The organism is Mucilaginibacter aquariorum, assembly GCF_024498135.1.
GTDB lineage: Bacteria > Bacteroidota > Bacteroidia > Sphingobacteriales > Sphingobacteriaceae > Mucilaginibacter > Mucilaginibacter aquariorum.
Genome location: NZ_JANHOH010000010.1, coordinates 16,314 through 40,883 on the forward strand (window position 1 = coordinate 16,314; position 24,570 = coordinate 40,883).

A 24,570-nucleotide genomic window follows, 5' to 3' on the forward strand; every position below is an offset into this window, starting at 1 on the left:
CGTACATTGCTTATCTCATTAAATGCCTGCCGAAATGAATACTTCTCCAAATAATCAACAAGCTGCTAAGGCCCAAACTTTTAAAGCATTACATGAACGAACAGGGCTTTTTGTGATCCCTAACCCATGGGATGCCGGTTCGGCAAAAATGCTTGCGGCTTTGGGTTTTGAAGCGCTGGCTACCACAAGCGCCGGACTTGCTTATGCGCTGGGTCGTCCTGATGGTAGCGTCAGTCGGGATGAGGCCCTGGAAAATTCTCGCGCAATTGTTGAGGCGACAAGCCTGCCCGTGGCTGCCGATCTGGAAAATGGGTATGGAGATGATTCCGAAGCATGTGCAGAAACTATCCTGCTTGCCGCAAAGGCGGGTTTGGCCGGTGGCTCTATTGAAGATGCTACCGGCAATGCCGAAGATCCTATTTATTCATTTGAACATTCGGTAGCACGTATTAAAGCCGCTGTAAAAGCCGCGCGCAGCTTGCCCGATCCATTTATGCTTACTGCAAGGGCCGAAAATTTTTTACATGGCCGTACCGATCTGAAAGATACCATCCGCAGGTTAGAGGCTTATGCCGATGCAGGGGCAGATGTGCTTTACGCGCCCGGTTTAACTACATTAGAAGAGGTTGATGCCGTTGTACGGGCTGTTTCTCCAAAACCGGTAAACGTTTTATTAAGTGTAAACAGCCCCGATTTTACGTTAGATGCACTGGCCAAATTGGGCGTACGAAGGGTAAGCGTTGGTTCATTGCTGGCGCGGGTTGCCTACGGTTCGTTTTTTACAGCAGCGCAAGAACTGCAGCAGAAAGGCACGTTCAATTTTGTTGAAAATGCTATTGGCTACGTCGATATCAATAAGATGTTTAAATAACCAGAGGTTTATATCTTTCCGGTGATACCGTTATAGATCATTTGCCCGGCTAAAAAGGTAACCACAATAGCAAATACCCACCTTAACCAGCGCGATGATTTGGTATGTACCAGTATTTTAGAGCCTGTTAAAGCGCCAAGCAGAACGCCTATTACCACAGGCATAGATATCCCCGGGTCGATATAACCACGCTGCAGGTAAACTACCGCGCTGGCTGCCGCCGTTACCCCTATCATAAAATTACTGGTAGTGGTTGATACCTTAAAAGGGATACGCATAATGGTATCCATAGCAATTACTTTTAGCGCGCCCGAGCCTATGCCCAAAAGCCCCGATATTACCCCGGCAAAAAGCATCATGAAGAAACCACCGCTAACACGGGTAACACCATATGCTATCTGTTCACCGTTACCATCGGGGTAACTGCCATAGAGTTTCAGTTTCGCCGCCAGATAGGTAGGTTCACTAATGATATTCTCGGCCTTTTTACGTAAAGACATTAGTGCCGAAAAGATCAATATCACCCCAAATAAAATAGCGATGTATTGGATTGGAATGTAAATGGCAACCAAAGCGCCAACCAAAGCGCCTATTGTGGTAGCAATCTCAAGGAACATGCCCAGTCGTATATTGGTGATCCCTTCTTTTACGTATGCCGCTGCCGAACCCGATGACGTAGCGATCACCGAAACCAGCGATGCACCAATAGCATAATGGATATCAACCCCCAATAAAAGTGTGAGTAAGGGAATAATAACAACCCCGCCGCCAAGCCCCGTTAATGAACCCAGCAAACCCGCGAAATAGGCACCAATAAGTATAATGATAGTAAAAACAATTACCGACATAGAAGGCAATATATGATTGAGATTGTAAAAGTAAGATAAGTTTTTTAGAATAGGTTTGAAGAAATATAATTGATATTAGGATAGTGGTGTTTGAGAAATCTCCTAATTCACCACCCCAAAGTAATACACCCAGACTATAAAAAACACCTGCAGCGGTACCCTAAACCATAAATAATTGAGGCCGTATCCGCAATAATCGGCACGCTCCAGGTTTACTTTATTTTTGGCGGCGTAAATGTTAGCCGGCAACAACACTACCAGAAAGCCAATTACAAACCATGCCACCGGCAACCGTACCTTGTTTACCAGCAGGCCTATCGCCGCCAATATTTCTATATAGCCGGTTATATAGACGACCATTTTTTTGAGGGGTACAAATGATGGCAGCATCAGCACCATGCCTTTATTAAATTTAAAATGGGCCGTGGCGGCAAATATCAGCATCACAGCCATAGCCAGCCGCCCGCAGAAATAATAATCTGGCGGATGGCCGGCAATAAATGTAGCCAGGCAGCTCACCCCAAATACGGACAGTAAAACTATAAGCGGTTTCATGAGCTAAATATCGTTAAAAACATTAAAATGTATAATATCTTTGGGCCTAAATGGGATACAATAGTTTACAGGCCTGCATTACCGATCTTGAAAAGAACGGCCATCTTATCCGTATTAAGGAAGAAGTTGACCCTTACCTGCAAATGGCAGCTATTCATCTGCGTGTTTTTGAACACGAGGGGCCTGCTATATTGTTCGAGAACGTAAAGGGCAGCAAGTTCCCGGCGGTATCTAATTTATTTGGTACACTGGATAGGTCGCGCTTTATTTTTAGGGATACGCTGGAGAAAATAAAGACCCTGATTGATATAAAAAACGACCCAATAAAGGCCATAAAACACCCTTTTAAGTATGCCAACACGGCACTGACCGCACTATCGGCCCTGCCGATGAAAGTGCGCAAAGATGCCCCCATAAATTTTGGCCGTACCCTGATCAGCGAGCTGCCGCAAATAGTCAACTGGCCAAAAGATGGCGGCCCATTTGTGACCATGCCACAGGTTTATACCGAGGACGCCGACATGCCCGGCATCATGAATGCCAACCTGGGCATGTACCGCATACAAATGGCCGGTAACGATTATATCCAAGACAAAGAGATTGGCTTGCACTATCAGCTGCATCGTGGTATTGGTGTACACCAAACCAAGGCCAATGCAAAAGGCCAGCCTTTAAAGGTGAGCATATTTGTAGGCGGCCCACCGGCACACCCCGTTGCGGCAGTAATGCCCCTGCCCGAGGGTTTATCTGAAATGACCTTTGGCGGCGCTTTGGGTAACCGCCGGTTCCGTTATTTTTATGATGATGAGGGGTTCTGTATTTCGGCAGATGCTGACTTTGTTATCACAGGCACTGTGATGCCTATGGAGAACAAACCCGAGGGCCCTTTTGGCGATCACCTGGGTTATTATAGCCTGGCGCACCCTTTTCCGTTGATGAAAGTGCATAACGTTTATCACCGTAAGGATGCTATCTGGTCGTTTACGGTAGTGGGCAGGCCGCCGCAGGAGGATACCAGCTTTGGGGCATTGATACACGAGATTACCGGTAACGCCATACCCAAAGAGATCCCCGGCTTGCATGCCGTTAACGCGGTTGACGCTGCGGGTGTGCACCCCCTATTATTCGCTATAGGCAGCGAGCGCTACACGCCTTATGTGAAAGAACGCCATCCGCAGGAAATTATCACCATTGCCAATCATATTTTGGGTAAAGGGCAGCTAAGTCTTGCCAAATACCTGTTCATTGCCGCTAAGGAAGATAACCCCAATTTGGACGTAAACGATATAGGCGGTTTTCTGAAACATATATTGCAACGCATAGACCTGACCCGCGACCTGCATTTTCATACCCGTACCACAATAGACACCCTTGATTATAGCGGCGAAGGATTAAACAGCGGCAGCAAGGTTGCCATTACCGTTGCCGGCGATATTAAACGCGGGCTTTGGAATGAGTTGCCATCATCCTTTACCCTGCCACGCCCGTTTGTAAACTACAAAATGGTGATGCCGGGTGTATTGGCCGTTGAAGTGCCGAAGAACATCCGCGCCAGCGATATGCCTTTAATGCTGGAAATTTTACAGGAGCATTTGGCCGAAGCTGAATTAGGTGGCTTGCCCCTAATGGTCTTATGTGACGATGCCGGTTTCACGGCGCAAAACCTTAACAATTTTGTATGGGTAACTTTTACCCGCAGCAACCCAAGTCATGATATTTATGGCATTAACAGTTTTACCGAGCATAAGCATTGGGGCTGTAACGGTCCGCTGATGATCGATGCCCGCATAAAGCCACATCACGCGCCCGTTTTGGAACGCGACCCTGGAGTGGAGAAGCTGGTTGATAAAATGGGTGAAAAAGGTGGGGTGCTGCACGGGGTGATATAGTTTCCCCTTTGTCATCCTGAACTTAGTGAAGGATCTATTATACTACATGCTTGTCGGCGATTAGATGCTTCCCTGCCGTTACCCATGACAATTATTAGTAAATGGCGTGAAAAGTGTTCACGTTCACGTCCGTGAACGCCATCACGAACGAATAAATAACTGATAATGACTGGTTTAAAAATAAGCTACTAACAAAATAACGTCACCATTAAATCCAAACCTGGCACAGGCAAACATGCATATAATATAGTCGGTCACGCTCCCCCCGCAAAGATCTGTCATTGCACCTTCAAAGGCCACGGGATTTGATAACTCAGATGACAGTTGTTTTTTTTTGCGTTAGGGCTTATATAATCTATTGCTGCCGCGAGATTAGCGTAGCGTATCTCGTGATGTGCATGTTGCAAGCTTTTAGCTTGCGTCAGCATATAGTTAAGCCCACACGAACTTGTTTGGCATTTCTCGTGCTCGGTGTTCCAATATAACATTGGCCCACTCATTCGCCGCGGAAGGGCTTCTTCTTTTTGCTTGATCAAAAAGAAGCAAAAAATCAAGTCGGCAAAAATGTTTCTTTGCGCACACGGCCCTTGCCCTGCAAACCGTGCAGAACCACGGGCTGGAATCTTTTGCCCTACTGCGTTCCCTCTTGCCCTTGCTTCAGCAAAATTTCCTATGCCCTTGCCACGCTCAAGGCCACCATTGTTCTGCCCGCTTTCGCCCGAAGCTGTTTTGCCGACGGGGAAAGAAAAATCCTGTCCCTTTTCCCGACTTGTCATCCTGAGCGAGAGCGAAGGATCTATTAGCGAACTTTGCCTATCGAAATTGCATATCGGCTATTAGATGCTTCACGATGTTCAGCATGACAAAGGGGCTATCCCTGCGTTAGGGATTGCAGCGGATACCGGCCAGTGCCTAATGCCTGCAGGCGTATGAGCGGAAAGCCCGGGCCGCAGGCAACGCCATAATATTGACAAAAGAGAAAAGAATGAAGAAACAAGACACAGAAACGCCCGTGATGGCATACTGCTTAGATCCTTCGACCACGCCCGGGATGACAAATTTGCATCATTTGCATATTTGCACATCTGCCTATCCGCACATTAAACCACATTTTACTATCTTAGCACCCTTATAATATTTCAAGCACATGAACAAATTTCACGGAACAGGAGTTGCAATGGTCACTCCTTTTCAGGCAGATGGACAGGTAGACTACGACGCTTTAAAAAAGCTGATAGATCACCTGATTGATGGCGGGATAAATTACCTGGTATCACTTGGTACAACCGGCGAAAGCGCCACATTAAGTAAGGAAGAAAAGAAGCAAGTTTTCGCCTTTACTGCCAAGGCCGTGAATAAACGTGTGTTGTTAGTTGCAGGTATTGCAGGTAACAACACCCTGGAAACTGTTGCCGAAATAAAAGCTTTTGATACAACGGGTTACGATGCGATACTATCGGCAAGTCCGCATTATAATAAACCAACACAAGAGGGGATTTATCAGCACTATAAGGCTATTGCCGAGGCTGCACCTTTGCCAATAATATTATATAATGTACCCAGCCGTACAGGTACATCGGTAAGTGCCGAAACTACGGTTAGACTGGCTACTGATTTTAAAAACATTATTGGTATAAAAGAAGCATCGGGTAATTTTGAACTGCTTAACCAGTTGATGCGCGATAAACCCGAAGAGTTTCTGGTAATATCGGGCGATGACCCTATAAGCCTGCCGATGATAGCCATGGGCGCTGTTGGCGTAATATCTGTAGTGGGTAATGCTTTGCCAAGGCAGTTTTCTGACATGATAAGAAAATGCCTTACCGGCGATTTTAAAGGCGCGCAGCCCGCGCATTACAGCATGATAGAATTTACCCGGTTAATGTTTGCCGAAGGCAGCCCGGCGGGTGTAAAATCGGCCCTGAAGCATTTAGGTGTTTGTGGTGATACCTTGCGTTTACCGCTGGTACCTGTAAGTGAAAGCGCCGCAGAAGATATAAAAGTGCAGATTGGGGTGATTGGGTAGTAAAAAACCTGCGCCCCCCCCCCAGTCAACCACGTCATTGCGAGGTACGAAGCAATCTCTTTAAGCAATTCGTTTATGCAAGGGGTATAACTATCCTAAAGAGATTGCTTCGTACCTCGCAATGACGCGCGGAGTATGTACACAAACAAAAAAGTCCGGTTAGCCTTAACTAACCGGACTTTTATTTAAAGTAAAATAACCTTTCGACTATTTTAATTACGCTTTGTTTTTCGATTCCTGAACTTCAAGACGGATAGACTGCGCTAAGTTTTTTAGGTCTTGCATACCTTTACGAACGCGGGTACCAGCAGCGCTGTTACCTTTGTTATAAAATTTGTCGGCATCAGCTTCCAGCGATGCAACCAGTTCTTTTACTTCAGTAAATTTTTTCATTGTGAGTGCTCCTTTAATTTTTGAGGTTTATTGTTATAATATAGGCTAAGCTAAAGGGTTTTTTTTTAAATAAAAACTTTTAATACATAAAAATAGTGCCTTTAAAGCGGTTTTTTTCCACATTTTTCATTCACAAGGGTTTAAAACTACACTGCTTTTTCGCCCTTTAAAAATTCTTGAAATAACACAGTCGGTTATTTTTTGCCGATTTATCGAATAACAAGCAATAATTTTATTTATCATTTAAAAAAACGCCCTAATTATTGCTAAAACCGTACAAATCAGGTCTTTTAAAAAATAAAATAGGCCCGGCAGAATATCTGTCGGGCCTATTTATATTATGCGCATGTTAACAAATCAGGCAACCGCCAATTTGTTAATTTTATATTGCCCGTTAGTTAGTTTTGCAGACACATCGCTAAAGGCGTCCAGCGTGTGTTGTACGTCTTGCAGGGTATGCATGGCGGTTGGTATCAACCTAAGCATAATTAGGCCTTTAGGGATAACCGGGTAAACCACAATAGAACAGAATATGCCGTGCTTCTCGCGCAGTTCCATGGTTAGGCTTGTAGCTTCGGTAAGGTCGCCTTTTAAAAATACGGGGGTAACCATGGTATCGGTAACACCTATATCAAAACCCTGCTCAACCAGTCCGTTTTGTAATGCTTTGGCAATTAGCCAAAGGTTCTCGCGCAATTGCGGGTTTGATTTTAACAGTTCAAAGCGTTTTTTTAGCCCTATTACCATTGGCATGGGTAAAGCCTTGGCAAATGTTTGTGAACGCATATTGTAACGCAGAAAATTGATAATCTCCGTATCGGCTGCAATAAAAGCGCCAATACCGGCCATTGATTTAGCGAAGGTACCGAAGTACAGATCAACCCCATCAATGCAACCCTGTGCTTCGTGCGTACCCGAACCTTTTGCGCCCATGGTACCAAAACCATGCGCATCATCAACCAGCAGGCGAAACTTGTATCTATCTTTTAAGGCGATAATATCTGTTAGTTTGCCCTGCGCGCCCGACATGCCAAAAACACCTTCGGTGATTACCAGGATCCCTCCTCCGGTTTGCCGGGTCATACGTTCGGCACGTTCCAGTTGCTTGGCAAAGCTTTCCATATCGTTGTGCTTGTACACAAAGCGCTTACCCATATGCAGGCGAACACCATCAACTATACACGCATGCGATTCGGCATCGTAAATGATAACATCGTTACGATCAACCAGTGCATCAATAATAGATACCATTCCCTGGTAGCCATAGTTAAGCAGGAACGCCGCTTCTTTGCCTACAAATTCGGCAAGGCCATCTTCCAGTTCTTCGTGATGTTTGGTATTGCCCGACATCATCCTTGCACCCATCGGGTAAGCCATGCCATAATCGGCAGCAGCCTGTGCATCGGCCTCCCGTACTTCGGGATGATTGGCCAGGCCCAGGTAATTGTTTAAGCTCCAAACTAAATGTTTTTTACCCTTGAACATCATGTGCGGGTGTATCTCCCCCTCTAAATGTGGGAAAGAAAAATAACCATGCGACCACTTTTGGTGCTGCCCAATTGGGCCGCCCATGTTCTTATTAATCTTATCAAACAGATCCAAAATGTATTTCTATTAGTGTAAATGTGCTGCAAATATAACCGCTTTATAAAAACGGTATTTAAACTTTTTATTATTTTGAATGATAACAAAAAAGCCCCTGCATTGTTGCGAGGGGCTTCATATAATGGGTTTAGATCAATTAGTCAACGTTATCGTGAAGGAAAGAGTTGTTGTTCCTTATCTCTGTTTTACCCTCGCTATCAGGCAGTAAAGAGAACCTCGAAACCTGGCTTTCGTCAGACGCAGGGGTTTGTTGCAAAGCAATTTCTTTACGTTTATAAGCAGGGATGTTCTCCAGTTCCTGAATGTTACCGTTACGCAGTTTCATGCTCAGGTCTTTCAAACGCATAATACGCTCTCGCGATTTACGCAGTTGCTCTTCTATTGATTCGTCAGTCTTATTTTCGTCGGCGTTAACCACTTCAGGTTCAGGCTCCGGCTCGGGTGCTTTTACTTCGGCAGCTACCGGTTCAAAGTTCATAACGGTTTCGGTAACCTTAAAAGTAAACTCCGACGGATCGTTTTCTTCCGCAGCAGCCGGGGCCGAATCATTAAGATCGTACTTAATAATACCCTTATCGGCGGCATCCTGCTCTTCGGCACGGGCAAACAGGTCAAATAAACCGGTTTGTTTTGGCTCGTCCTTCAGCTTCATGTATGGGTTGGCATCCATTTCGGCATCAGCTTTAACCGGGGTGATAAACTCATTCACCGGTTTCACCAATGGCTCGCTTTCAGGAACCAGCATTGATACAACTTTTTTGTTGCTATTTTCTTTTTCGCGCTCGTCTTTGGTTTGGAAACCTGTTGCGATGATGGTAACAGATAATTTTTCGCCAAGGTTCTCGTCAACGCAGTTACCCCATATCAGGTCGGCAGCCAAACCGGCTTCTTCCTGTATATAATCGGTAATAATGCTCACTTCATCCATGGTAACCTCTTTTAGGCCCGAGCTGATATTAAGCAGGATGTAACGTGCACCTTCAATTTCGTTATCTTTTAACAATGGCGATGATAAAGCACCTTCAACCGCTTTTAAAGCACGGTTTTCGCCTTCGGCAGTACAGCTACCCATTATAGATACACCGCTGTCTTTCATCACAGTGCGCACATCCTTAAAGTCGACGTTTATATAACCCGGCAATGTGATAATTTCGGCAATACCTTTTGCAGCTGTAGTTAAGATATCATCGGCCTGGCCAAAAGCAGAGCTCATGGTAAGGTTACCAAAGATCTGGCGTAACCTATCGTTGGAGATCACCAGGAAAGAATCTACATATTTCTTCAACTCTTCCATACCGGCATCTGCCTGCATTTTACGGCGCTTGCCTTCAAAAGAGAAAGGAGTTGTGATGATACCTACAGTAAGGATATCCATTTCGCGTGCTGCTTTGGCAATGATAGGGCTTGCGCCTGTACCGGTACCACCACCCATACCTGCTGTAATGAACAGCATTTTGGTGTTAGAACCAAGCATTTGCTTAATGTCGTCTATGTTTTCTATAGCAGAATTTTTACCTACTTCGGGTATCGAACCGGCACCCATACCTTCGGTAAGGCTTGCACCCAACTGAACTTTGTTTGGGATAGGGCTTAGCTCAAGCGCCTGGGCATCGGTGTTACAAATTATAAAGTCAACACCGGTAATTCCTTGCCTGTACATATGGTTTACCGCGTTTCCGCCGCCGCCGCCAACACCAATTACTTTGATGATTGACGATTTTTCCTTTAACATCTCAAACTGCATAATCCTTATTTTCAGCTATGTATATTCTGGTGAATAGATAGTTTTTCTTATTGTAATATTATGACTTTTTCCACAAGGTTTATCCACAATTGTCAACAATGTGGAAAAGTTTCCGGATGTGAATAAATAAACACCAGCCCCACCCAAACCCTCCCCGAAGGGGATGGCTTTTAAAGTCTCCCCTATTGGGGGAGATTTAGAGGGGGCTTCCCCTATTTCAAAAAGTCTTCGTCTTTTATATCGTCTTTTATAAATTTCTTACCCGATTCCAATATTTTGCCTAATAAACCAAACTTCCTGTCGTCGGTATATTTTGTTTTTTCGGCTTTAACAGAAGCTGCCTCGGGCACCTGGGTTAAGCCGTTGTATTCCATTTTCTGGATACCTTTTATCAACAGGCCAATACCTGTAGCAAAGGTTGGGCTCTGTAACTCTTCGTATATGTTTTTAGGCAATACTTCGTTTTTGGCCAGGTGCTCGTTAGGGTAACCTACGCGGCAATCTAAACCTGTTACATATTCAATTAACTGGGTTAAATGCTTTAACTGCGCGCCACCACCGGTAACCACAATACCTGCTATCAGTTTCTTTTCGTAGCCGGATGACTTGATCTCGTAGTACACATGCTCTACAATTTCTTCCATACGTGCCTGTATTACAAAGGCCAGGTTTTTAACCGAGATCTCTTTTGGTTCGCGGCCGCGCAAGCCCGGTACGCAAACTATTTCGTTCTCTTTGTTCTCTTCTGCCAATGCCGAACCAAACCTTACCTTTAATTGCTCTGCAATGTTGCGCATTACTGAACAGCCTTCGCGGATATCCTCGGTTACGCTGTTACCACCAAACGGGATAACCGCTGTATGACGGATGATACCTTCGTGGAAAATGGCCACATCTGTTGTACCACCACCTATATCTACTAAAACTACACCTGCTTCTTTTTCCTCGTCACTCAACACAGATTCTGACGATGCTAAAGGCTCCAGTATCAGCTCCTGGCTTTCCAGGTTGGCTTTATTAACACACTTAACAATATTTTTAATGGCAGTTACCTGGCCGGATATGATGTGGAAGTTGGCTTCCAAACGTACGCCTGCCATGCCTATAGGGTCTTTTACGCCCGGCTCGTTATCTACAGTAAACTCCTGCGGCAATACATGGATGATCTCTTCGCCCGGGGGCATTACCAGGTTGTACATATCTTCAACCAGCTTATCAATATCCTTGCGGCCTATTTCCGAGCTCAGGTCCTTACGGGTGATTAGCCCCCTGTGCTGCAAACTTTTTATATGCTGACCGGCTATACCTACGTTAACTATCCTGATCTCGACATTTGATTGCGTGCCGGCAATATCAACCGCCAGGGTAATACCCTGTACTGTTTTGTCAATATTTGATACCATGCCACGCGTAACACCAGCCGATTCGGCCTTACCTATACCCAATACCTCTATTTTACCGTTTTTGCTTCTACGGCCAACTATCGCGCAAATTTTAGTGGTTCCTATATCAAGGCCTACTACAATTGGCGAACTCTTTTCTTGTGTTGAACTTTTGTCCATATAATTAGTTTTTAATAGATGTCTTCTCTTTTGTGTTATCTAATACCGGCGCCGCATCACCCCTGCCGGTTGTATCCTGTTTAAATGCATTAATAGTGGCTTTCTTTACCGAGTCGGCCATAAACTCCTTACGACGTTTTAGCGAATCAATCAGGGTTTCGTTCCTTACCCCTACAACCTGGTTATAATATTTTATGTTGATAAGCTTGTAAGCGTCCCAGCCAACCAAAGGCAATGCCTGCTTATAAAACACTTTCAGGTTATTAAACTTCACTTCCAGCGAATCGGCATTGCCCAGCAAAATGCGCTGGTTGCCAACACGCGGTATCAATTCTATCTCGTGGTCCTTGTTCACGTAAAGCTGTGCTATCTGCGCATCCCAAAGCGAATCCTTCCTGATAAAATCGGCGGTTTTAAAGATCTCTTTTGCCAGCGCTGTGTGTAACGAATCCACCTTGTTAGCAAACAGCTCGTCTATATAACCATTCACTGCCAATACCCTTGCAGTGAAGTTTTGCGACAGCGGCATTTTTAAGCCATGCTGATCAACATAAAAATCCTGATCGAACCTGTTCATGATACGCAGTATAGGCTGGCGCTGGCTTACCTCTACCTGTATGGTACCATCCATATCCAGATAAACCTTTGCAAACTCAACAAAGGGATTATGCCTCAATTTGTTTTCGAGCGCGTGTATATCAATACGCTGTACCTTACGGCCAATAAGCGAATGGCTGGTGGTTTGCAATATGTTATCTATCTCCTGCCTGTCTAAAAAATACTGGTTACCAGGGATATATACGTTCACCTTTTTGCAAACCAGCTCTTCTTTCTTCACCTCAATGAAACTCATAAGCACCACCAGGCCGGCCAGGCTAACAAGCCAGCCAAAGCCAATAAGCAGCGGTTTCCATATGTGTTTCTTAAACATTTTCTAAAACTTGTTTTAGTGGTAAAACCAAAGTATCTATATCTCCTGCACCCACCGTTAAAAGCAACTCAGGTTTTTCAAGCTGTATAATTTCAATGCTTTCCTGCTTTCCGCAAATGCGTTTATTGGCCAGTTTCATTCTGCTCAGTATGGTATTGCTGTCTACTCCTTCAATAGGCAGCTCTCGCGCCGGATAGATATCTAACAGTAATAATTCATCAGCCATATCCAGCACTTCGGCAAAGCCATCGGCAAAATCGCGGGTGCGGGTAAACAAATGCGGCTGAAAAATAACCGTCAGTTTTTTATCAGGATACAACCTTTTTACTGATGTTATGGCAGCCCTTAATTCTTCAGGGTGATGCGCATAATCGTCAATATAAATTGTATCACTATTCTTTACAACGTACTCAAAACGGCGTTTAACCCCTTTAAATGAACCCAAAGCCTCATGGATAGCATCAGCAGATACCTCTACATGCAGGGCCGCTTCAATTGCTGCAACCGCGTTCTCTATATTATGCAGGCCGGCTATACCCATTTTTATATTGGGGATACTGGTGCTGCCATCGTTAAAATCAAAATAGAAGTTTCCTTCTTCCACACGCACATTGGTAGCCATTGCCTGCGCCTCATCGTTTATGGCGTAAGTAAAGCCCTCGCCTAACGGTAAACCTTTACGGTAAATAAGCGTACCACCCTGTTTTATCTGCGAAGCAAACAGCTTAAACGATTCTTCCAATTTGGAATGGTCGCCATAGATATCCAGGTGGTCGGCATCCATGGAGGTGATAATGGCAATATCAGGGTGCAGGGTTAAAAACGAGCGGTCGTACTCATCGGCCTCTACCACCATAATATTATTATCGCCATACAACACATTGGTTTGATAGTTTGACGATATCCCACCCAAAAACGCTGAGCAATCTTTGCCCGAATCTTTAAGGATATGCGCTATCATGCAAGATGTAGTGGTTTTACCGTGCGTGCCCGCCACCGCAATAGTGAACATACTTTTACTGATCAGCCCCAACACCTGCGAACGTTTCTGCAGATCAAAACCCTTCCGGCGGAAGAAGTTCAGGATCTCGGCATCTTTTGGAATAGCCGGCGTGTAAATTATTAAAGTACCCGCATCCAACTCCTGGAAACTCATTGGGATCCAGTCGGCCCGATCCTCGAACACCACACAAATGCCTTCGTTATGCAGGTCATCGGTTAAAGGCGTGTGGGTTTTATCGTAACCGCAAACAACACAGCCTAAATGATGGAAATAGCGCGCCAGGCCACTCATGCCTATGCCGCCGATACCTACCAGGTAAACTCTTTTTATGTTGTTTAGTTCCATGTGTTTGGTGAGTGGTTGATTGAGTTAAGTGGTGAGTGGTTTTTACCAATCGTTTAACTCATCAACGCTTTTTTAATTTTTAACTATCTAATTTCCTTAACCATTCTCTATTCACTTAATCAACTATTCTCTATTAACCATTTAACTACTCTTTTAAAAAGGTCCCTGCCCTAAGGCAGGGGCCTTTACTTAATTGTTGTTTGTTATTTGGATAACTTCTTTCGCAATTACTTCATCGGCATTTGGCAGGGCCAGCTTACCAATGTTATTGCTTAATTTTTTTTGTAAATCATTATCATTTAAAAGCGCGAGCGCTTTATCTATCAATTTTGCTTCTGCATCCCTATCGGCAACAAATACCGCGGCGTTCTCTTCTACCAATGCCAGCGCGTTCTTGGTCTGGTGATCTTCGGCCACGTTTGGCGATGGCACCAGTATAACCGGCTTTTTTATTACGCAAAGTTCGGCTATGGTACCCGCCCCTGCCCTTGAAATTATTACATCTGCGGCGGCATAAGCCAGGTCCATACGGTTTAAAAACTCCACCACACAAATGTCCGCGTGGCGGTTTGGACCTAACTGCTCTACTATGGTTTTGTAGTAGAACTTACCTGTTTGCCATATCACCTGCACATCGGCAGCAATAATTTTATCGATGCCTGCCAGTATGCTGTTATTCAAAGTACGCGCACCAAGGCTGCCCCCGGTTATCAGTATTGTTTTTTTAAACGATGACAGCTTATAAAGCTCCAGCGCCTGCATGTGTTTACCTGCAATATTCACCGACTCCTTACGGATAGGGTTGCCGGTTTTGATGATCTTATCAAAGGGGAAAAATTTCTCCATCCCATCAAAGGCCACACATATTTTTTTTGCCTTGGCACCTAACCATTTATTGGTGATACCGGCGTACGAGTTTTGCTCCTGTATCAGCGTTGGTATCCCTCTTAACGATGCCGCGTACAATAAAGGCCCCGAAGCATAACCACCTACGCCAACAGCTGCATCGGGCTTAAAATCTTTTATGATCTTAATAGCCTTGCGAACACTATTCAACAGTTTAACCGGGAACATTACATTCTTCCAAAGGGATTTACGCTGTATGCCCTGGATGTCAAGCCCAATAATTTTATAACCCGCAGCCGGAACCTTTTCCATTTCCATGCGGCCACTGGCGCCAACAAACAAGATCTCGGTATCAGGATCAAGCTTTTTCAAAGCATTAGCAATAGCAATAGCCGGGAAGATATGCCCTCCTGTACCGCCGCCGCTTATGATTATTCTTTTTGCCATTCCTGTTATCTTATCTTTTGTCTTGTATCTTGATTCTTAACTCTTGATTCTTTTATCTTTTATTGCGCCACGCTTATTTCCCCTACCACAACCTTCTTCGGTTCGTCAATATCACGGCTTACCGATAGTATGATGCCAAACGCCACACTTGTAAACAGCATAGATGTACCACCCATACTTACAAACGGCAGGGGCACCCCTGTTACCGGGCCTAAGCCCACCGCTACCGCCATATTGGCAAACGCCTGTATGGTTAAACTAAAGCTTAAGCCGGCAGCTAATAATGCCCCAAATGCCTTTGGCGCTTTAGTTACAATTTTTATACATCGGTATAGCAGGAACAGGTAGATCCCTACCAATGCGAAACCTCCCATTAAACCATATTCTTCAACAATGGTTGCATAAATAAAATCTGAATACGGGTGCGGCAAATAGTTACGTTCGGTACTGTTACCCGGGCCTTTACCCATTATACCACCTGTAGCAATAGCTATTTTAGAGTGATCTGACTGGAACGATTTATCCGGATTAGCCTGCTCGGGGTGCATAAACGCATGGATACGCGAAATGTATGTGGTACGGCGCGGACCCAAAAGCACAACGCCTGTTAACAACACCGCCCCTGCCAAACAAACCACAGCAATTTGCTTAATGCTGATACGGCCTATAATTAACAGTAAAATACTTACCCCAAACAGCATCAGCGCCGTTGAAAGGTTAGCCAATGCGATCAATATAAAAACCACACACACCGAACCCATGATAGGGATGAAAGAGTTTTTTACATCCTTAATGTTTTCCTGCTTACGCGATAAGGTACGTGCCAGGTAGGTAATTAAAGCCAGCTTGGCCAAATCCGATGTTTGGAAAGTTAAGCCTGTACCGGGTATAGAGATCCACCTGCTGGCATCATTTACATGGTTACCAAATATTAGGGTATACAGCAATAAAGGGATAGTAATAACCATCAGTATTTTTGAGATACCGGCATAGTAACGGTAATCCAGCCTGTGCGAAATATACATGAGCGCTATACCGCCAATAACCATGGCCAGGTGTTTCATCAAAATAGATTCGGCGCCAACACCACGCTTATAGGCAAGCGTACCCGTTGAGCTATAAACAGCCAGCAATGATATAACCGAAAGCAATATGACGATAAGCCATATCCAGCGGTCCCCTTTTACGTTACTGAGTATTTGATTCATAAGCCCCCTCTAAATCTCCCCCGATAGGGGAGACTTTTATTTAATTGTTAATCTTATTTTATTTAGCCTTTTTAAGCCCTCTCCTTCGGGGAGGGTTTGGGTGGGGCTAATTACAACTCCTTTACCGCATCTTTAAACTGTTTGCCTCTATCTTCATAGTTCTTGAACAGATCGAAACTCGCGCAAGCGGGCGATAGCAATACGGTATCGCCTTTGGTAGCCAGATGATAAGCTACCTGTGCCGCTTCGGCTGCCGATGAAGTATTTACTATTACTTCCACATCATCTTCAAAAGCATCATGGATACGCTTATTATCTTTCCCTAAACATACTATGGCCTTTACTTTTTGCTTAACCAATGATTTAAGCATACTGTAATCGTTGCCTTTGTCAACGCCGCCTAATATCAAAATCACATCACTGGTCATGCTTTCCAGCGCGTACCAGGTAGAGTTTACGTTGGTAGCTTTAGAATCATTGATAAAGCTGATGCCCGAGATCTTTCCAACCGACTCCAGTCTGTGCTCAATGTTCCGGAAGTTACCCATGCTCTCTCTCATCGTTTCGTTGCGTAGCTCCAGCACCTTGGCAACAATACCTGATGCCATTGAGTTGTAGATGTTGTGCTTACCCTGCAGGGCCAGTTCATTAATTGACATTTGAAAATGTTCTTGGTGTACGTTTATGACAATATTGTCTTGATCGAGATATGCTCCCTTTGTAATCTTTTTTTTTATCGAGAACGGCAATTGCTGCGCCTCAATTTTTTTCCCTTCCATCACCTTTATTGTCTCTTCATCATCTGCACAATAAATAAAATGATCGTTGCCGGTTTGGTTCTGCGTTATCCTGAATTTGGATGCCGCGTAGTTTTCCAGCTTGTAATCGTACCTGTCTAAGTGGTCGGGTGTAATATTTAGTAACACTGCTATATCCGCTTTAAACTGATACATATTATCCAGCATAAAGCTGCTTATCTCCAGTACGTAGTATTCAAACTTTTCGGTGGCTACCTGGTAAGCAAAGCTTTTGCCTATGTTACCTGCCAGGCCCACATTTAAGCCGCCGTTTTTAAGGATATGATAAGTAAGGCTTGCAGTGGTTGTTTTACCGTTTGAGCCTGTTATGCATATCATTTTGGCATTGCTGTAGCGCCCTGCAAACTCGATCTCGGATATCACCGGGATGTTGTTCTCTACCAGTTTTTTCACAATTGGTGCCTTATCCGGTATGCCCGGGCTTTTCACCACTTCGGCCGCTTTTAATATCTCGGCTTCGGTATGGCCGTTCTCTTCAAACTTTATATTCCAGTCTTTCAACTGTTGTTTGTAATGATCTGCAACCTGCCCAAAATCAGAAACAAAAACATCATACCCCTGCTGCAAAGCCAGGTATGCCGCCCCAACACCGCTTTCGCCGGCGCCAAGAATGCATAGCCTCTCCCCAACCCTCTCCAAAGGAGAGGGAGTTTGTTGGGTCGATATGTTTTTGTTCTCGCTCACTTATATTCTATTGTCTTGTCTCTTGATTCTTACTTCTTGACTCTGTCTCTTATCTCAGTTTCAACGTTATTACCGTTATTATAGCCAGCATAATGCATATGATCCAGAAACGGGTTACGATCTTGGATTCGTGAAAGCCTTTCTTTTGATAATGGTGATGCAAAGGCGCCATCAGGAAGATCCTGCGGCCCTCACCATATCGTTTCTTGGTAAATTTGAACCAGCTTACCTGCATAATTACCGACAGGTTTTCCACCAAAAACACACCGCATAATACCGGCACCAATAATTCCTTCCGGATAATAATAGCGAACACCGCTATGATACCACCTATTGCTAAACTGCCTGTATCGCCCATAAACACCTGCGCCGGATACGAGTTATACCAAAGGAAACCTACACAGGCCCCCACAAACGCGCCTGCAAAAATTACCAGCTCGCCCGAGTTGGGGATGTACATGATATTCAAATAATCGGCTATCAGCGTGTTACCGGATACGTAGGCCAGTATAGCCAATGTTAAACCTATAATAGCAGATGTACCAGTAGCCAACCCATCGATACCGTCAGTAATATTTGCACCATTTGATACCGCTGTTATAATCACAATTACAAACAGCATAAATACCAGCAGGGCGTATTGCTCGTAACCATGCCCTATAAACTTTAATACCTTGGCGTAATCAAACTCGTTGTTTTTGTAGAACGGCATGGTGGTTTTGGTAGATTTTACATCCTGTGTATAAACGGGCTTATCGCCACGCATATGAAAATCAACCGGCACATCGTATTTAACCGGTAGTTTAACTTCCTGCCTTATGGTAATATTGGTGTGGAAATACATAGTCCACCCAATAATGAGCGCCAAACCAACCTGGCCTGTTATTTTAAACTTGCCTGCAAGGCCTTCTTTATTCTTTTTAAATACTTTGATATAATCGTCAAGGAAACCTATTAAGCCAAGCCAAATAGTGGTAACCAGCATCATTATGATGTAGATATTATCAAGCTTAGCAAACAAAAGCGTTGGGATAAGTATGCCCAATATGATAATGATACCCCCCATTGTTGGTGTACCCGATTTTTGCATCTGGCCTTCTAAACCCAGGTTACGCACGGTTTCGCCAACCTGTTTAAAACGCAGATAATCTATCAGCCTGCGGCCATAAACAGTAGTTACCAATAACGATACTATTACCGCCATAGCCATACGGAACGTGATGTATTGAAATACACCTATCCCCGGGATACTGTAATTTTTATTCAGATAGCTAAACAGGTAATATAGCATACGCTTCGCTTTAATATGCAGATGTGCAGATGTGCAGATATGCAGATTATTGTTTAATTATTTAATTTATTTTGATCTTGTTAATTTCTTCATTTGCACATCTGCAAATACACGCATCTGCACATCTACATCATTTCTTTAAATTGTTCCAGCAACTCTTCCATATCATCAAAGTGGTTTTTTACACCATTTATTTCCTGGTATTTCTCATGCCCTTTACCGGCAAGCAAAATAATATCTCCCGGATGCGCAAACATACAGGCGGTTTTAATAGCCTCGCGCCTATCGGCAATGCTTACAGTGTGGCGTTTAAATGCCGGGTCGATACCTGCTTCCATATCTTTTATGATCTGGCCCGGGTCTTCGGTACGCGGGTTATCCGATGTCAGGATCACTTTATCGCTCCACTCGCTTGCAACCTTTGCCATAACCGGGCGTTTGGCTTTATCCCTATCGCCGCCGCAACCTATCACGGTTATCACTTTCTCACTTCCCTTACGGATATCGTGAATGGTGCTTAACACGTTTTGCACGGCATCCGGCGTGTGGGCATAATCAACAATACCTATCACCTTGTTTGGCGCTACTATGTATTCAAACCTGCCTTCGGCACCGGTCAGTTTACTCAGGCTCACCAATACTTTCGACCTGTCCTGCTCCAGCAACATAGCTGTGGCATAAACCGCTAATAAATTGTAGGCATTAAATGTGCCTACCAGTTTAAACCAAACTTCTTCATTATCAATATTCAGCAACAAGCCGCCAAACTGGTTCTCTATTATGCGGGCCTTATAATCGGCCATGCTTTTTAGGCCATAAGTTTTTTTATGTGCCGATGTATTCTGCAGCATTACATTACCATTCTTATCATCGCCATTGGTTAAAGCGAAGGCGCTTTTTGGCAGATTATCAAAAAATGTTTTTTTGGCTTTCAGATAGCTGTCGAATGTTTTATGATAATCTAAATGGTCATGTGTTAAGTTAGAGAAGATCCCTCCCGAAAAGCTCAACCCATCTATACGGTGCTGCGCTATAGCATGCGAGCTTACTTCCATAAAGCAGTAATCGCAGCCTTCATCCACCATATCTGCCAGCAGCTTGTTAAGCGCCACCGGGTCTGGTGTGGTGTGGGTTGATGGGATAACGCGACCGTTCACCTGGTTCTCTACAGTTGAAAGCAGGCCGCACTTATACCCCATATCACGGAATAGCTTATATAATAGTGTAGCAATAGTGGTTTTACCGTTAGTACCGGTAACGCCAACTAATTTTAGGTTTGATGACGGGTTCTCGTAAAAGTTAGCCGCAAGGGTTGCCAAAGCTCTAGCAGAATCGGCTACCATTAAAAAATCAACCTCACCGGCTGTATGGGCGGGCAGTTCTTCGCAGATGATAGCGATAGCCCCGTCTTTTATAGCCTGCTCGATATAATCATGCCCATCAACAGCGGTGCCTTTAACGGCTACAAACATACAACCCGGCACCACCTGTCGCGAGTCGAAAACAACCGCGGATATTTCTACATCGGCACTACCTTGCAGTTCGGTAAATGCCACCCCCTCTAATATGTCGCTCAAATATCTCATTGCAGTTCTATTGTTATTTTTGAACCCTTAGGTATAAGGCTTCCGCCGGTTACCGATTGCGTGGTTACCGTGCCGCTGCCTTTTACCGTTACTTTATAACCTGCATTTCCTAAAGAGTAAAGCGCATCGCTTAAACCCATGCCGGTAACATTTGGTACTGTACCTGTTTTGTACTTATTATCCTCAAAAGCGATGCCGCTGCTGGTATCAATACCGTTTGGCGTGGCCGATGCATACAATGGTTTTACACCTAATTTATTGTACACCTTTTTAAGCGCTTTAAGGTTGCCTTGTTTAAACTTAGGCAGGGTTGTGTTACCTATTAAATGCGCCGGAGTTTGGTTCACCTCCATATCGCTTGCATAGATCCTGTCGGCAATTTCCCTGAAAGCAGGGCCCGAAACAGATGCTGCATAGTAACCGTTCTTAGGGTCGTTTATAACCACTATTAATGAATATTTTGGATGATCTGCCGGGAAGTACCCGCAAAAAGATGCCTGGTATTGTTTTTTAGCTTTGTACCCTTTATTAGCATCTGCCACTTGCGCGGTACCGGTTTTACCAGCTATTTTATATAACGGATTATAAACATACTCTCTACCGCTACCCTCAAGAACAACGCCTTCCAGCATTTCCTGCATCTTTTTCAGCGTTACATCAGAGCATATTTTTTCATTTACTACACGTGTTTGAAAACGTTCTACCGTATTACCTAACCTCCGTATCTCTTTTACAAAAACTGGCGTTACCAGCTTACCATTATTTGCAACTGCGTTATAAAAAGTTAACATTTTTAATGGCGTTAGCTGCATTTCGTACCCGTAGGCCATTTGCGGCAGGGTCATGTTTTTATTCCAGCTGCGGTTGCCCGGGTTTTTTACTACAGGCTGTGCTTCGCCCGGTATTTGCAGTTGCATTTTTTCATTCAAATGCCAATCGTATAAATGATCGGTAAATTTCGACTGATCGTTTTTATAGCTGGTGTTCACCAAGTAAGCAACTGCCGCGTTTGATGACTTTTCGAACGCTTTTTTTACCGATACCCGGCCAATGCTCCCGTGCGAATCTTTAATAAGGTGGCCCGGAATAGGATATTCACCGGTATTAACCATAGTGCTGGTGTCTACCTTATTATCCTCAAGCAAGGCCATGTACGATGCCAGTTTAAAAGTAGAACCCGGGTCCTGGTTACCTGCAATAGCGTAATTAAACTTCTCTTTAAATGTACCATCGGGCATACGGGTGTAATTAGCAACAGCCCTTACTTCGCCTGTAGCTACTTCCATTAAAATAGCTGTACCGTGGTCGGCCTTGGTAAATATCAATTGCTTTTCCAGAGCGGTTTGCACCACATCCTGCATATTCACATCAATGGTTGATATAATATCAGCACCTTCTTTTGGGGCTATCTCATCGTCATCGTTCACAGGCATCCAAACGCCACCCGCCATACGGCGCTCTAAACGCTTACCGCTTTCGCCATTTATATAGCTGGCATATGCACCTTCAAGGCCTACACCATTTTTCACATTCTCGTTTTTATAGCCAATGGTACGCTCTGCTAAAAAACGGAACGGCCTGATGCGTTTATTTTGCTGCACCACTATTAACCCGCCTTTATACTTACCCAAGTTAAAAATCGGGAATTTACGGATCTCCTTTAGCTCGTGATAAGTAACCTTACGCCTAACCAGTTGGTAACGCGAACTATCCTTGCGGGCATCGCGGAAGATCCTTGAATACTCGCGTGCCGATTTATCGCCAAAAAAGCCGGACAATTTCATGGCCAGCGAATCTATCTTCTCGTTAAAGATCTTATCGTTCTCTATGCCACCGGCTAGCATATCCATGCGTAGTTCATACTCCGGCACTGATGTTGCCAGCAGGCTGCCATCTACCGAAAATATATTGCCCCGGGCCGCCTCAATGTTTTTGTAACGTGTTGACTGGACCTTTGACATAGCCTGCCATTTTTTACCCTGTACAAATTGAACACGGCAAAGCTGAAATAATACCGCTGCCGCAAACAGAAGGATCAACCCAAATGCAAGGTAAACCCTTAACAGTATGTTGGTTCTGATACTCATTCCTGTACGTCCTCCTTCACAGTTATTTTTTGAGGTGGCTGATTCGATTCCTTGATACCCAATGTATCGGCACGTTTTGCCACCTCGGTCAGTGTGCTTTTAAAGGCCAGATCAGCTTTGCTACTTTTATACTCCCAGCTTAGCTCTTTAACCTCTTTACCTATTTTATCAATATCACGTATGTTATTTTCTGACAGGTGCCTGTTACCTATATATAACATCCCCAAAAAAGCCACGTACAATATGAAAGGCAAAGCATGGGTAGCATCATCAGTGGTGATGACCCCATTTTTCAAGAATTGCGTAAAAAAGTTATCGGGAATTTCCTTCACAGGCTTTTCTTCCACTACAAGTTTTTGCTCTTCTAACTCTTCCTCCGGAATTTCTGTACGCAAACGATTCGTCATTTTTTTACAGCTATTCTTAGTTTAGCACTACGTGCCCTATTGTTACTTAATATCTCTTCGTCGCTTGCTATAATAGCACCACGACTAACCGCATCAAACGGGCGGTTGTTATTCCCGTATAGGTCTTTCTCTACCTCGCCGCTAAATTTGCCTTTGGCGATGAAGTTCTTTACCAGCCTATCCTCTAACGAATGGTAAGACATCACTACCAACCGGCCGCCCGGTTTAAGCACCTCTGCCGATTGCATCAAGAAATCTTTAAGGGCTTCCAACTCTTGGTTAACCTCTATCCTCAACGCCTGAAAAACCTGCGCCAGGTATTTATTTTCTTTCCCCCGGGGGATAATATTGCTTATCGCGTTCTTCAGATCGGCCACGGTAATTATAGGCCCATTTAGCCTTGCGGTTACAATGGTTTTAGCCAGCGATTTTGCATTTTGCACTTCGCCGTACATACCAAAAATGCGGTGCAGATCGGCCTCGCTATAGGTGTTAACCACTTCTTTGGCGCTTAAGTCTGATGCCTGGTTCATGCGCATGTCCAACTCCGCATCAAAACGGATAGAAAAACCACGCTCGGCCTGGTCAAACTGATATGATGACACACCCAGATCTGCCAGTATCCCATCAACCGGGATAGCATCATGCAGGCGGGTAAAGTTTTTCAGATATCTAAAGTTTTGATCAATGAAAGTAAAGCGCTCATCATCAATAACATTTTGCTGTGCATCGGCATCCTGATCAAACGCGAGCAACTGCCCACCCTCGCCCAAATGTTTCATTATTTCGCGCGAGTGGCCGCCACCACCAAAAGTTACGTCAACGTAGGTACCGTTTGGTTTAATGTTTAAAGCCTCTATACATTCGGCCAGCATAACCGGGGTGTGGTAATTACTCATCGCGCCCCCTTCCTTTGTTGCCCATTACCTCTTCGGCCAGATCGGCAAAGTTATCGGGCTCGTTGCTTATCATTTCCTGGTGCGCTTTCTTGTCCCAAACCTCCACTTTATTCAATAAACAGGTAAGCACAACCTCGCCGGTAATGCCCGCGTAATCCAATAAATGCTTCGGCAAATTCACTCTTCCGGCGGCATCAGGCTGCAATAAAGTTGCCCCTCCGGTAAAATACCTTACAAATTTGATGCTTTTTCTATCGTATTCGTTAAGTTTGCTGAGTTCGCCGAGCTTTATGTCCCACTCCGATTTAGTGTAAATAACAAGATAGTTCTCAAGGCCACGATTGATCACAAGACCTTCATTATCAGCTTCAGGAAGCTGTTTTTTAAGGTCCGCAGGGATCATCATCCGCCCTTTGGCATCCAGTTTACAATTAAATTCTCCGGTTAAATAGGACATTCTATACGGTCTACAGTATTTGTAAAGTAAAAGTAGATTACTTTTACCACTTTTTACCACTTTTTACC

Annotated in this window: 21 protein-coding genes; 3 read left to right on the forward strand and 18 right to left on the reverse strand. The window is 44.4% G+C overall.

What is annotated here, in order from left to right; all coding sequences use genetic code 11:
* Positions 1 to 34 precede the first annotated feature (34 nt).
* Positions 35 to 871, forward strand: a complete 837-nt coding sequence (locus NPE20_RS22820; RefSeq protein ID WP_256541020.1) for an isocitrate lyase/PEP mutase family protein — start codon at positions 35 to 37, stop codon at positions 869 to 871.
* Positions 872 to 879: 8 nt separating this feature from the next.
* Here the strand turns inward: NPE20_RS22820 and NPE20_RS22825 are convergent, their stop codons facing one another.
* A complete protein-coding gene (locus NPE20_RS22825; protein ID WP_256541021.1) occupies positions 880 to 1,719 on the reverse strand; it encodes a sulfite exporter TauE/SafE family protein in 840 nt (279 codons plus the stop codon).
* Positions 1,720 to 1,821: 102 nt separating this feature from the next.
* Positions 1,822 to 2,274 (reverse strand): DoxX family protein, encoded by a 453-nt coding sequence (locus tag NPE20_RS22830; RefSeq protein WP_256541022.1) that lies wholly within the window; start codon positions 2,272 to 2,274, stop codon positions 1,822 to 1,824.
* A 50-nt stretch (positions 2,275 to 2,324) separates the two neighbouring features.
* Between NPE20_RS22830 and NPE20_RS22835 the strand changes: the two genes are divergently transcribed.
* The gene (locus NPE20_RS22835) at positions 2,325 to 4,163 is read left to right on the forward strand and encodes a UbiD family decarboxylase (RefSeq protein WP_256541023.1); all 1,839 of its coding nucleotides are present in this window, start codon (positions 2,325 to 2,327) and stop codon (positions 4,161 to 4,163) included.
* Between the two features lie 278 nt (positions 4,164 to 4,441).
* Here the strand turns inward: NPE20_RS22835 and NPE20_RS22840 are convergent, their stop codons facing one another.
* Entirely contained in the window at positions 4,442 to 4,939 is a 498-nt protein-coding gene (locus NPE20_RS22840) for a hypothetical protein (protein WP_256541024.1), read from the reverse strand.
* A 371-nt stretch (positions 4,940 to 5,310) separates the two neighbouring features.
* On the opposite strand from NPE20_RS22840, the gene dapA reads away from it, so the two are divergent.
* Positions 5,311 to 6,189: a 4-hydroxy-tetrahydrodipicolinate synthase gene (dapA, locus tag NPE20_RS22845; RefSeq protein WP_256541025.1), complete on the forward strand. Its 879-nt coding sequence runs from the start codon at positions 5,311 to 5,313 to the stop codon at positions 6,187 to 6,189.
* A 216-nt stretch (positions 6,190 to 6,405) separates the two neighbouring features.
* Here dapA and NPE20_RS22850 read toward each other — a convergent pair whose 3' ends face one another.
* From NPE20_RS22850 to mraZ, 15 genes are all read right to left on the reverse strand, one after another.
* Positions 6,406 to 6,582: a BF3379 family histone-like protein gene (locus NPE20_RS22850; protein WP_256541026.1), complete on the reverse strand. Its 177-nt coding sequence runs from the start codon at positions 6,580 to 6,582 to the stop codon at positions 6,406 to 6,408.
* 357 nt (positions 6,583 to 6,939) lie between these two features.
* Positions 6,940 to 8,184 (reverse strand): aminotransferase class I/II-fold pyridoxal phosphate-dependent enzyme, encoded by a 1,245-nt coding sequence (locus NPE20_RS22855; protein ID WP_256541027.1) that lies wholly within the window; start codon positions 8,182 to 8,184, stop codon positions 6,940 to 6,942.
* 139 nt (positions 8,185 to 8,323) lie between these two features.
* Complete coding sequence (ftsZ, locus tag NPE20_RS22860) at positions 8,324 to 9,931, reverse strand: cell division protein FtsZ (protein WP_256541028.1); 1,608 nt, start codon at positions 9,929 to 9,931, stop codon at positions 8,324 to 8,326.
* Positions 9,932 to 10,143: 212 nt separating this feature from the next.
* Positions 10,144 to 11,493 carry a cell division protein FtsA gene (ftsA, locus tag NPE20_RS22865; protein ID WP_256541029.1) on the reverse strand — a complete coding sequence of 450 codons (1,350 nt, stop codon included), beginning with the start codon at positions 11,491 to 11,493 and terminating at the stop codon, positions 10,144 to 10,146.
* A 4-nt stretch (positions 11,494 to 11,497) separates the two neighbouring features.
* Positions 11,498 to 12,424 carry a cell division protein FtsQ/DivIB gene (locus tag NPE20_RS22870; RefSeq protein WP_256541030.1) on the reverse strand — a complete coding sequence of 309 codons (927 nt, stop codon included), beginning with the start codon at positions 12,422 to 12,424 and terminating at the stop codon, positions 11,498 to 11,500.
* On the reverse strand, positions 12,417 to 13,772 hold the full coding sequence (murC, locus tag NPE20_RS22875; RefSeq protein ID WP_256541031.1) for a UDP-N-acetylmuramate--L-alanine ligase: 1,356 nt from the start codon (positions 13,770 to 13,772) through the stop codon (positions 12,417 to 12,419). The genes NPE20_RS22870 and murC overlap by 8 nt, the downstream gene beginning before the upstream one ends.
* Positions 13,773 to 13,961: 189 nt before the next feature.
* A complete protein-coding gene (murG, locus tag NPE20_RS22880) occupies positions 13,962 to 15,065 on the reverse strand; it encodes an undecaprenyldiphospho-muramoylpentapeptide beta-N-acetylglucosaminyltransferase (protein ID WP_256541032.1) in 1,104 nt (367 codons plus the stop codon).
* A 59-nt stretch (positions 15,066 to 15,124) separates the two neighbouring features.
* Positions 15,125 to 16,273, reverse strand: a complete 1,149-nt coding sequence (locus NPE20_RS22885; protein ID WP_256541033.1) for an FtsW/RodA/SpoVE family cell cycle protein — start codon at positions 16,271 to 16,273, stop codon at positions 15,125 to 15,127.
* A 110-nt stretch (positions 16,274 to 16,383) separates the two neighbouring features.
* Entirely contained in the window at positions 16,384 to 17,730 is a 1,347-nt protein-coding gene (gene murD / locus NPE20_RS22890) for a UDP-N-acetylmuramoyl-L-alanine--D-glutamate ligase (protein WP_256541034.1), read from the reverse strand.
* A 94-nt stretch (positions 17,731 to 17,824) separates the two neighbouring features.
* Positions 17,825 to 19,066, reverse strand: coding sequence for a phospho-N-acetylmuramoyl-pentapeptide-transferase (mraY, locus tag NPE20_RS22895; protein ID WP_256541035.1), 1,242 nt, complete (start codon positions 19,064 to 19,066; stop codon positions 17,825 to 17,827).
* Positions 19,067 to 19,191: 125 nt separating this feature from the next.
* Positions 19,192 to 20,652 carry a UDP-N-acetylmuramoyl-L-alanyl-D-glutamate--2,6-diaminopimelate ligase gene (locus NPE20_RS22900; protein WP_256541036.1) on the reverse strand — a complete coding sequence of 487 codons (1,461 nt, stop codon included), beginning with the start codon at positions 20,650 to 20,652 and terminating at the stop codon, positions 19,192 to 19,194.
* A complete protein-coding gene (locus NPE20_RS22905) occupies positions 20,649 to 22,739 on the reverse strand; it encodes a penicillin-binding protein (protein WP_256541037.1) in 2,091 nt (696 codons plus the stop codon). The genes NPE20_RS22900 and NPE20_RS22905 overlap by 4 nt, the downstream gene beginning before the upstream one ends.
* The gene (locus NPE20_RS22910) at positions 22,736 to 23,146 is read right to left on the reverse strand and encodes an FtsL-like putative cell division protein (RefSeq protein ID WP_256541038.1); all 411 of its coding nucleotides are present in this window, start codon (positions 23,144 to 23,146) and stop codon (positions 22,736 to 22,738) included. The genes NPE20_RS22905 and NPE20_RS22910 overlap by 4 nt, the downstream gene beginning before the upstream one ends.
* Positions 23,143 to 24,045, reverse strand: coding sequence for a 16S rRNA (cytosine(1402)-N(4))-methyltransferase RsmH (gene rsmH / locus NPE20_RS22915; protein WP_256541039.1), 903 nt, complete (start codon positions 24,043 to 24,045; stop codon positions 23,143 to 23,145). The genes NPE20_RS22910 and rsmH overlap by 4 nt, the downstream gene beginning before the upstream one ends.
* Positions 24,038 to 24,502, reverse strand: coding sequence for a division/cell wall cluster transcriptional repressor MraZ (mraZ, locus tag NPE20_RS22920; RefSeq protein ID WP_256541040.1), 465 nt, complete (start codon positions 24,500 to 24,502; stop codon positions 24,038 to 24,040). The genes rsmH and mraZ overlap by 8 nt, the downstream gene beginning before the upstream one ends.
* Between the last annotated feature and the right edge of the window lie 68 nt (positions 24,503 to 24,570).

Excerpts from the sequence above, each read along its gene's own strand:
- NPE20_RS22820 (WP_256541020.1), top strand. The coding sequence starts at position 35 with ATGAATACTTCTCCAAATAATCAACAAGCTGCTAAGGCCCAAACTTTT.
- NPE20_RS22825 (WP_256541021.1), bottom strand. The coding sequence starts at position 1,719 with ATGTCGGTAATTGTTTTTACTATCATTATACTTATTGGTGCCTATTTC.
- NPE20_RS22830 (WP_256541022.1), bottom strand. The coding sequence starts at position 2,274 with ATGAAACCGCTTATAGTTTTACTGTCCGTATTTGGGGTGAGCTGCCTG.
- NPE20_RS22835 (WP_256541023.1), top strand. The coding sequence starts at position 2,325 with ATGGGATACAATAGTTTACAGGCCTGCATTACCGATCTTGAAAAGAAC.
- NPE20_RS22840 (WP_256541024.1), bottom strand. The coding sequence starts at position 4,939 with ATGACAAGTCGGGAAAAGGGACAGGATTTTTCTTTCCCCGTCGGCAAA.
- dapA (WP_256541025.1), top strand. The coding sequence starts at position 5,311 with ATGAACAAATTTCACGGAACAGGAGTTGCAATGGTCACTCCTTTTCAG.
- NPE20_RS22850 (WP_256541026.1), bottom strand. The coding sequence starts at position 6,582 with ATGAAAAAATTTACTGAAGTAAAAGAACTGGTTGCATCGCTGGAAGCT.
- ftsZ (WP_256541028.1), bottom strand. The coding sequence starts at position 9,931 with ATGCAGTTTGAGATGTTAAAGGAAAAATCGTCAATCATCAAAGTAATT.
- ftsA (WP_256541029.1), bottom strand. The coding sequence starts at position 11,493 with ATGGACAAAAGTTCAACACAAGAAAAGAGTTCGCCAATTGTAGTAGGC.
- NPE20_RS22870 (WP_256541030.1), bottom strand. The coding sequence starts at position 12,424 with ATGTTTAAGAAACACATATGGAAACCGCTGCTTATTGGCTTTGGCTGG.
- murC (WP_256541031.1), bottom strand. The coding sequence starts at position 13,772 with ATGGAACTAAACAACATAAAAAGAGTTTACCTGGTAGGTATCGGCGGC.
- murG (WP_256541032.1), bottom strand. The coding sequence starts at position 15,065 with ATGGCAAAAAGAATAATCATAAGCGGCGGCGGTACAGGAGGGCATATC.
- NPE20_RS22885 (WP_256541033.1), bottom strand. The coding sequence starts at position 16,273 with ATGAATCAAATACTCAGTAACGTAAAAGGGGACCGCTGGATATGGCTT.
- mraY (WP_256541035.1), bottom strand. The coding sequence starts at position 19,066 with ATGCTATATTACCTGTTTAGCTATCTGAATAAAAATTACAGTATCCCG.
- NPE20_RS22900 (WP_256541036.1), bottom strand. The coding sequence starts at position 20,652 with ATGAGATATTTGAGCGACATATTAGAGGGGGTGGCATTTACCGAACTG.
- NPE20_RS22905 (WP_256541037.1), bottom strand. The coding sequence starts at position 22,739 with ATGAGTATCAGAACCAACATACTGTTAAGGGTTTACCTTGCATTTGGG.
- NPE20_RS22910 (WP_256541038.1), bottom strand. The coding sequence starts at position 23,146 with ATGACGAATCGTTTGCGTACAGAAATTCCGGAGGAAGAGTTAGAAGAG.
- rsmH (WP_256541039.1), bottom strand. The coding sequence starts at position 24,045 with ATGAGTAATTACCACACCCCGGTTATGCTGGCCGAATGTATAGAGGCT.
- mraZ (WP_256541040.1), bottom strand. The coding sequence starts at position 24,502 with ATGTCCTATTTAACCGGAGAATTTAATTGTAAACTGGATGCCAAAGGG.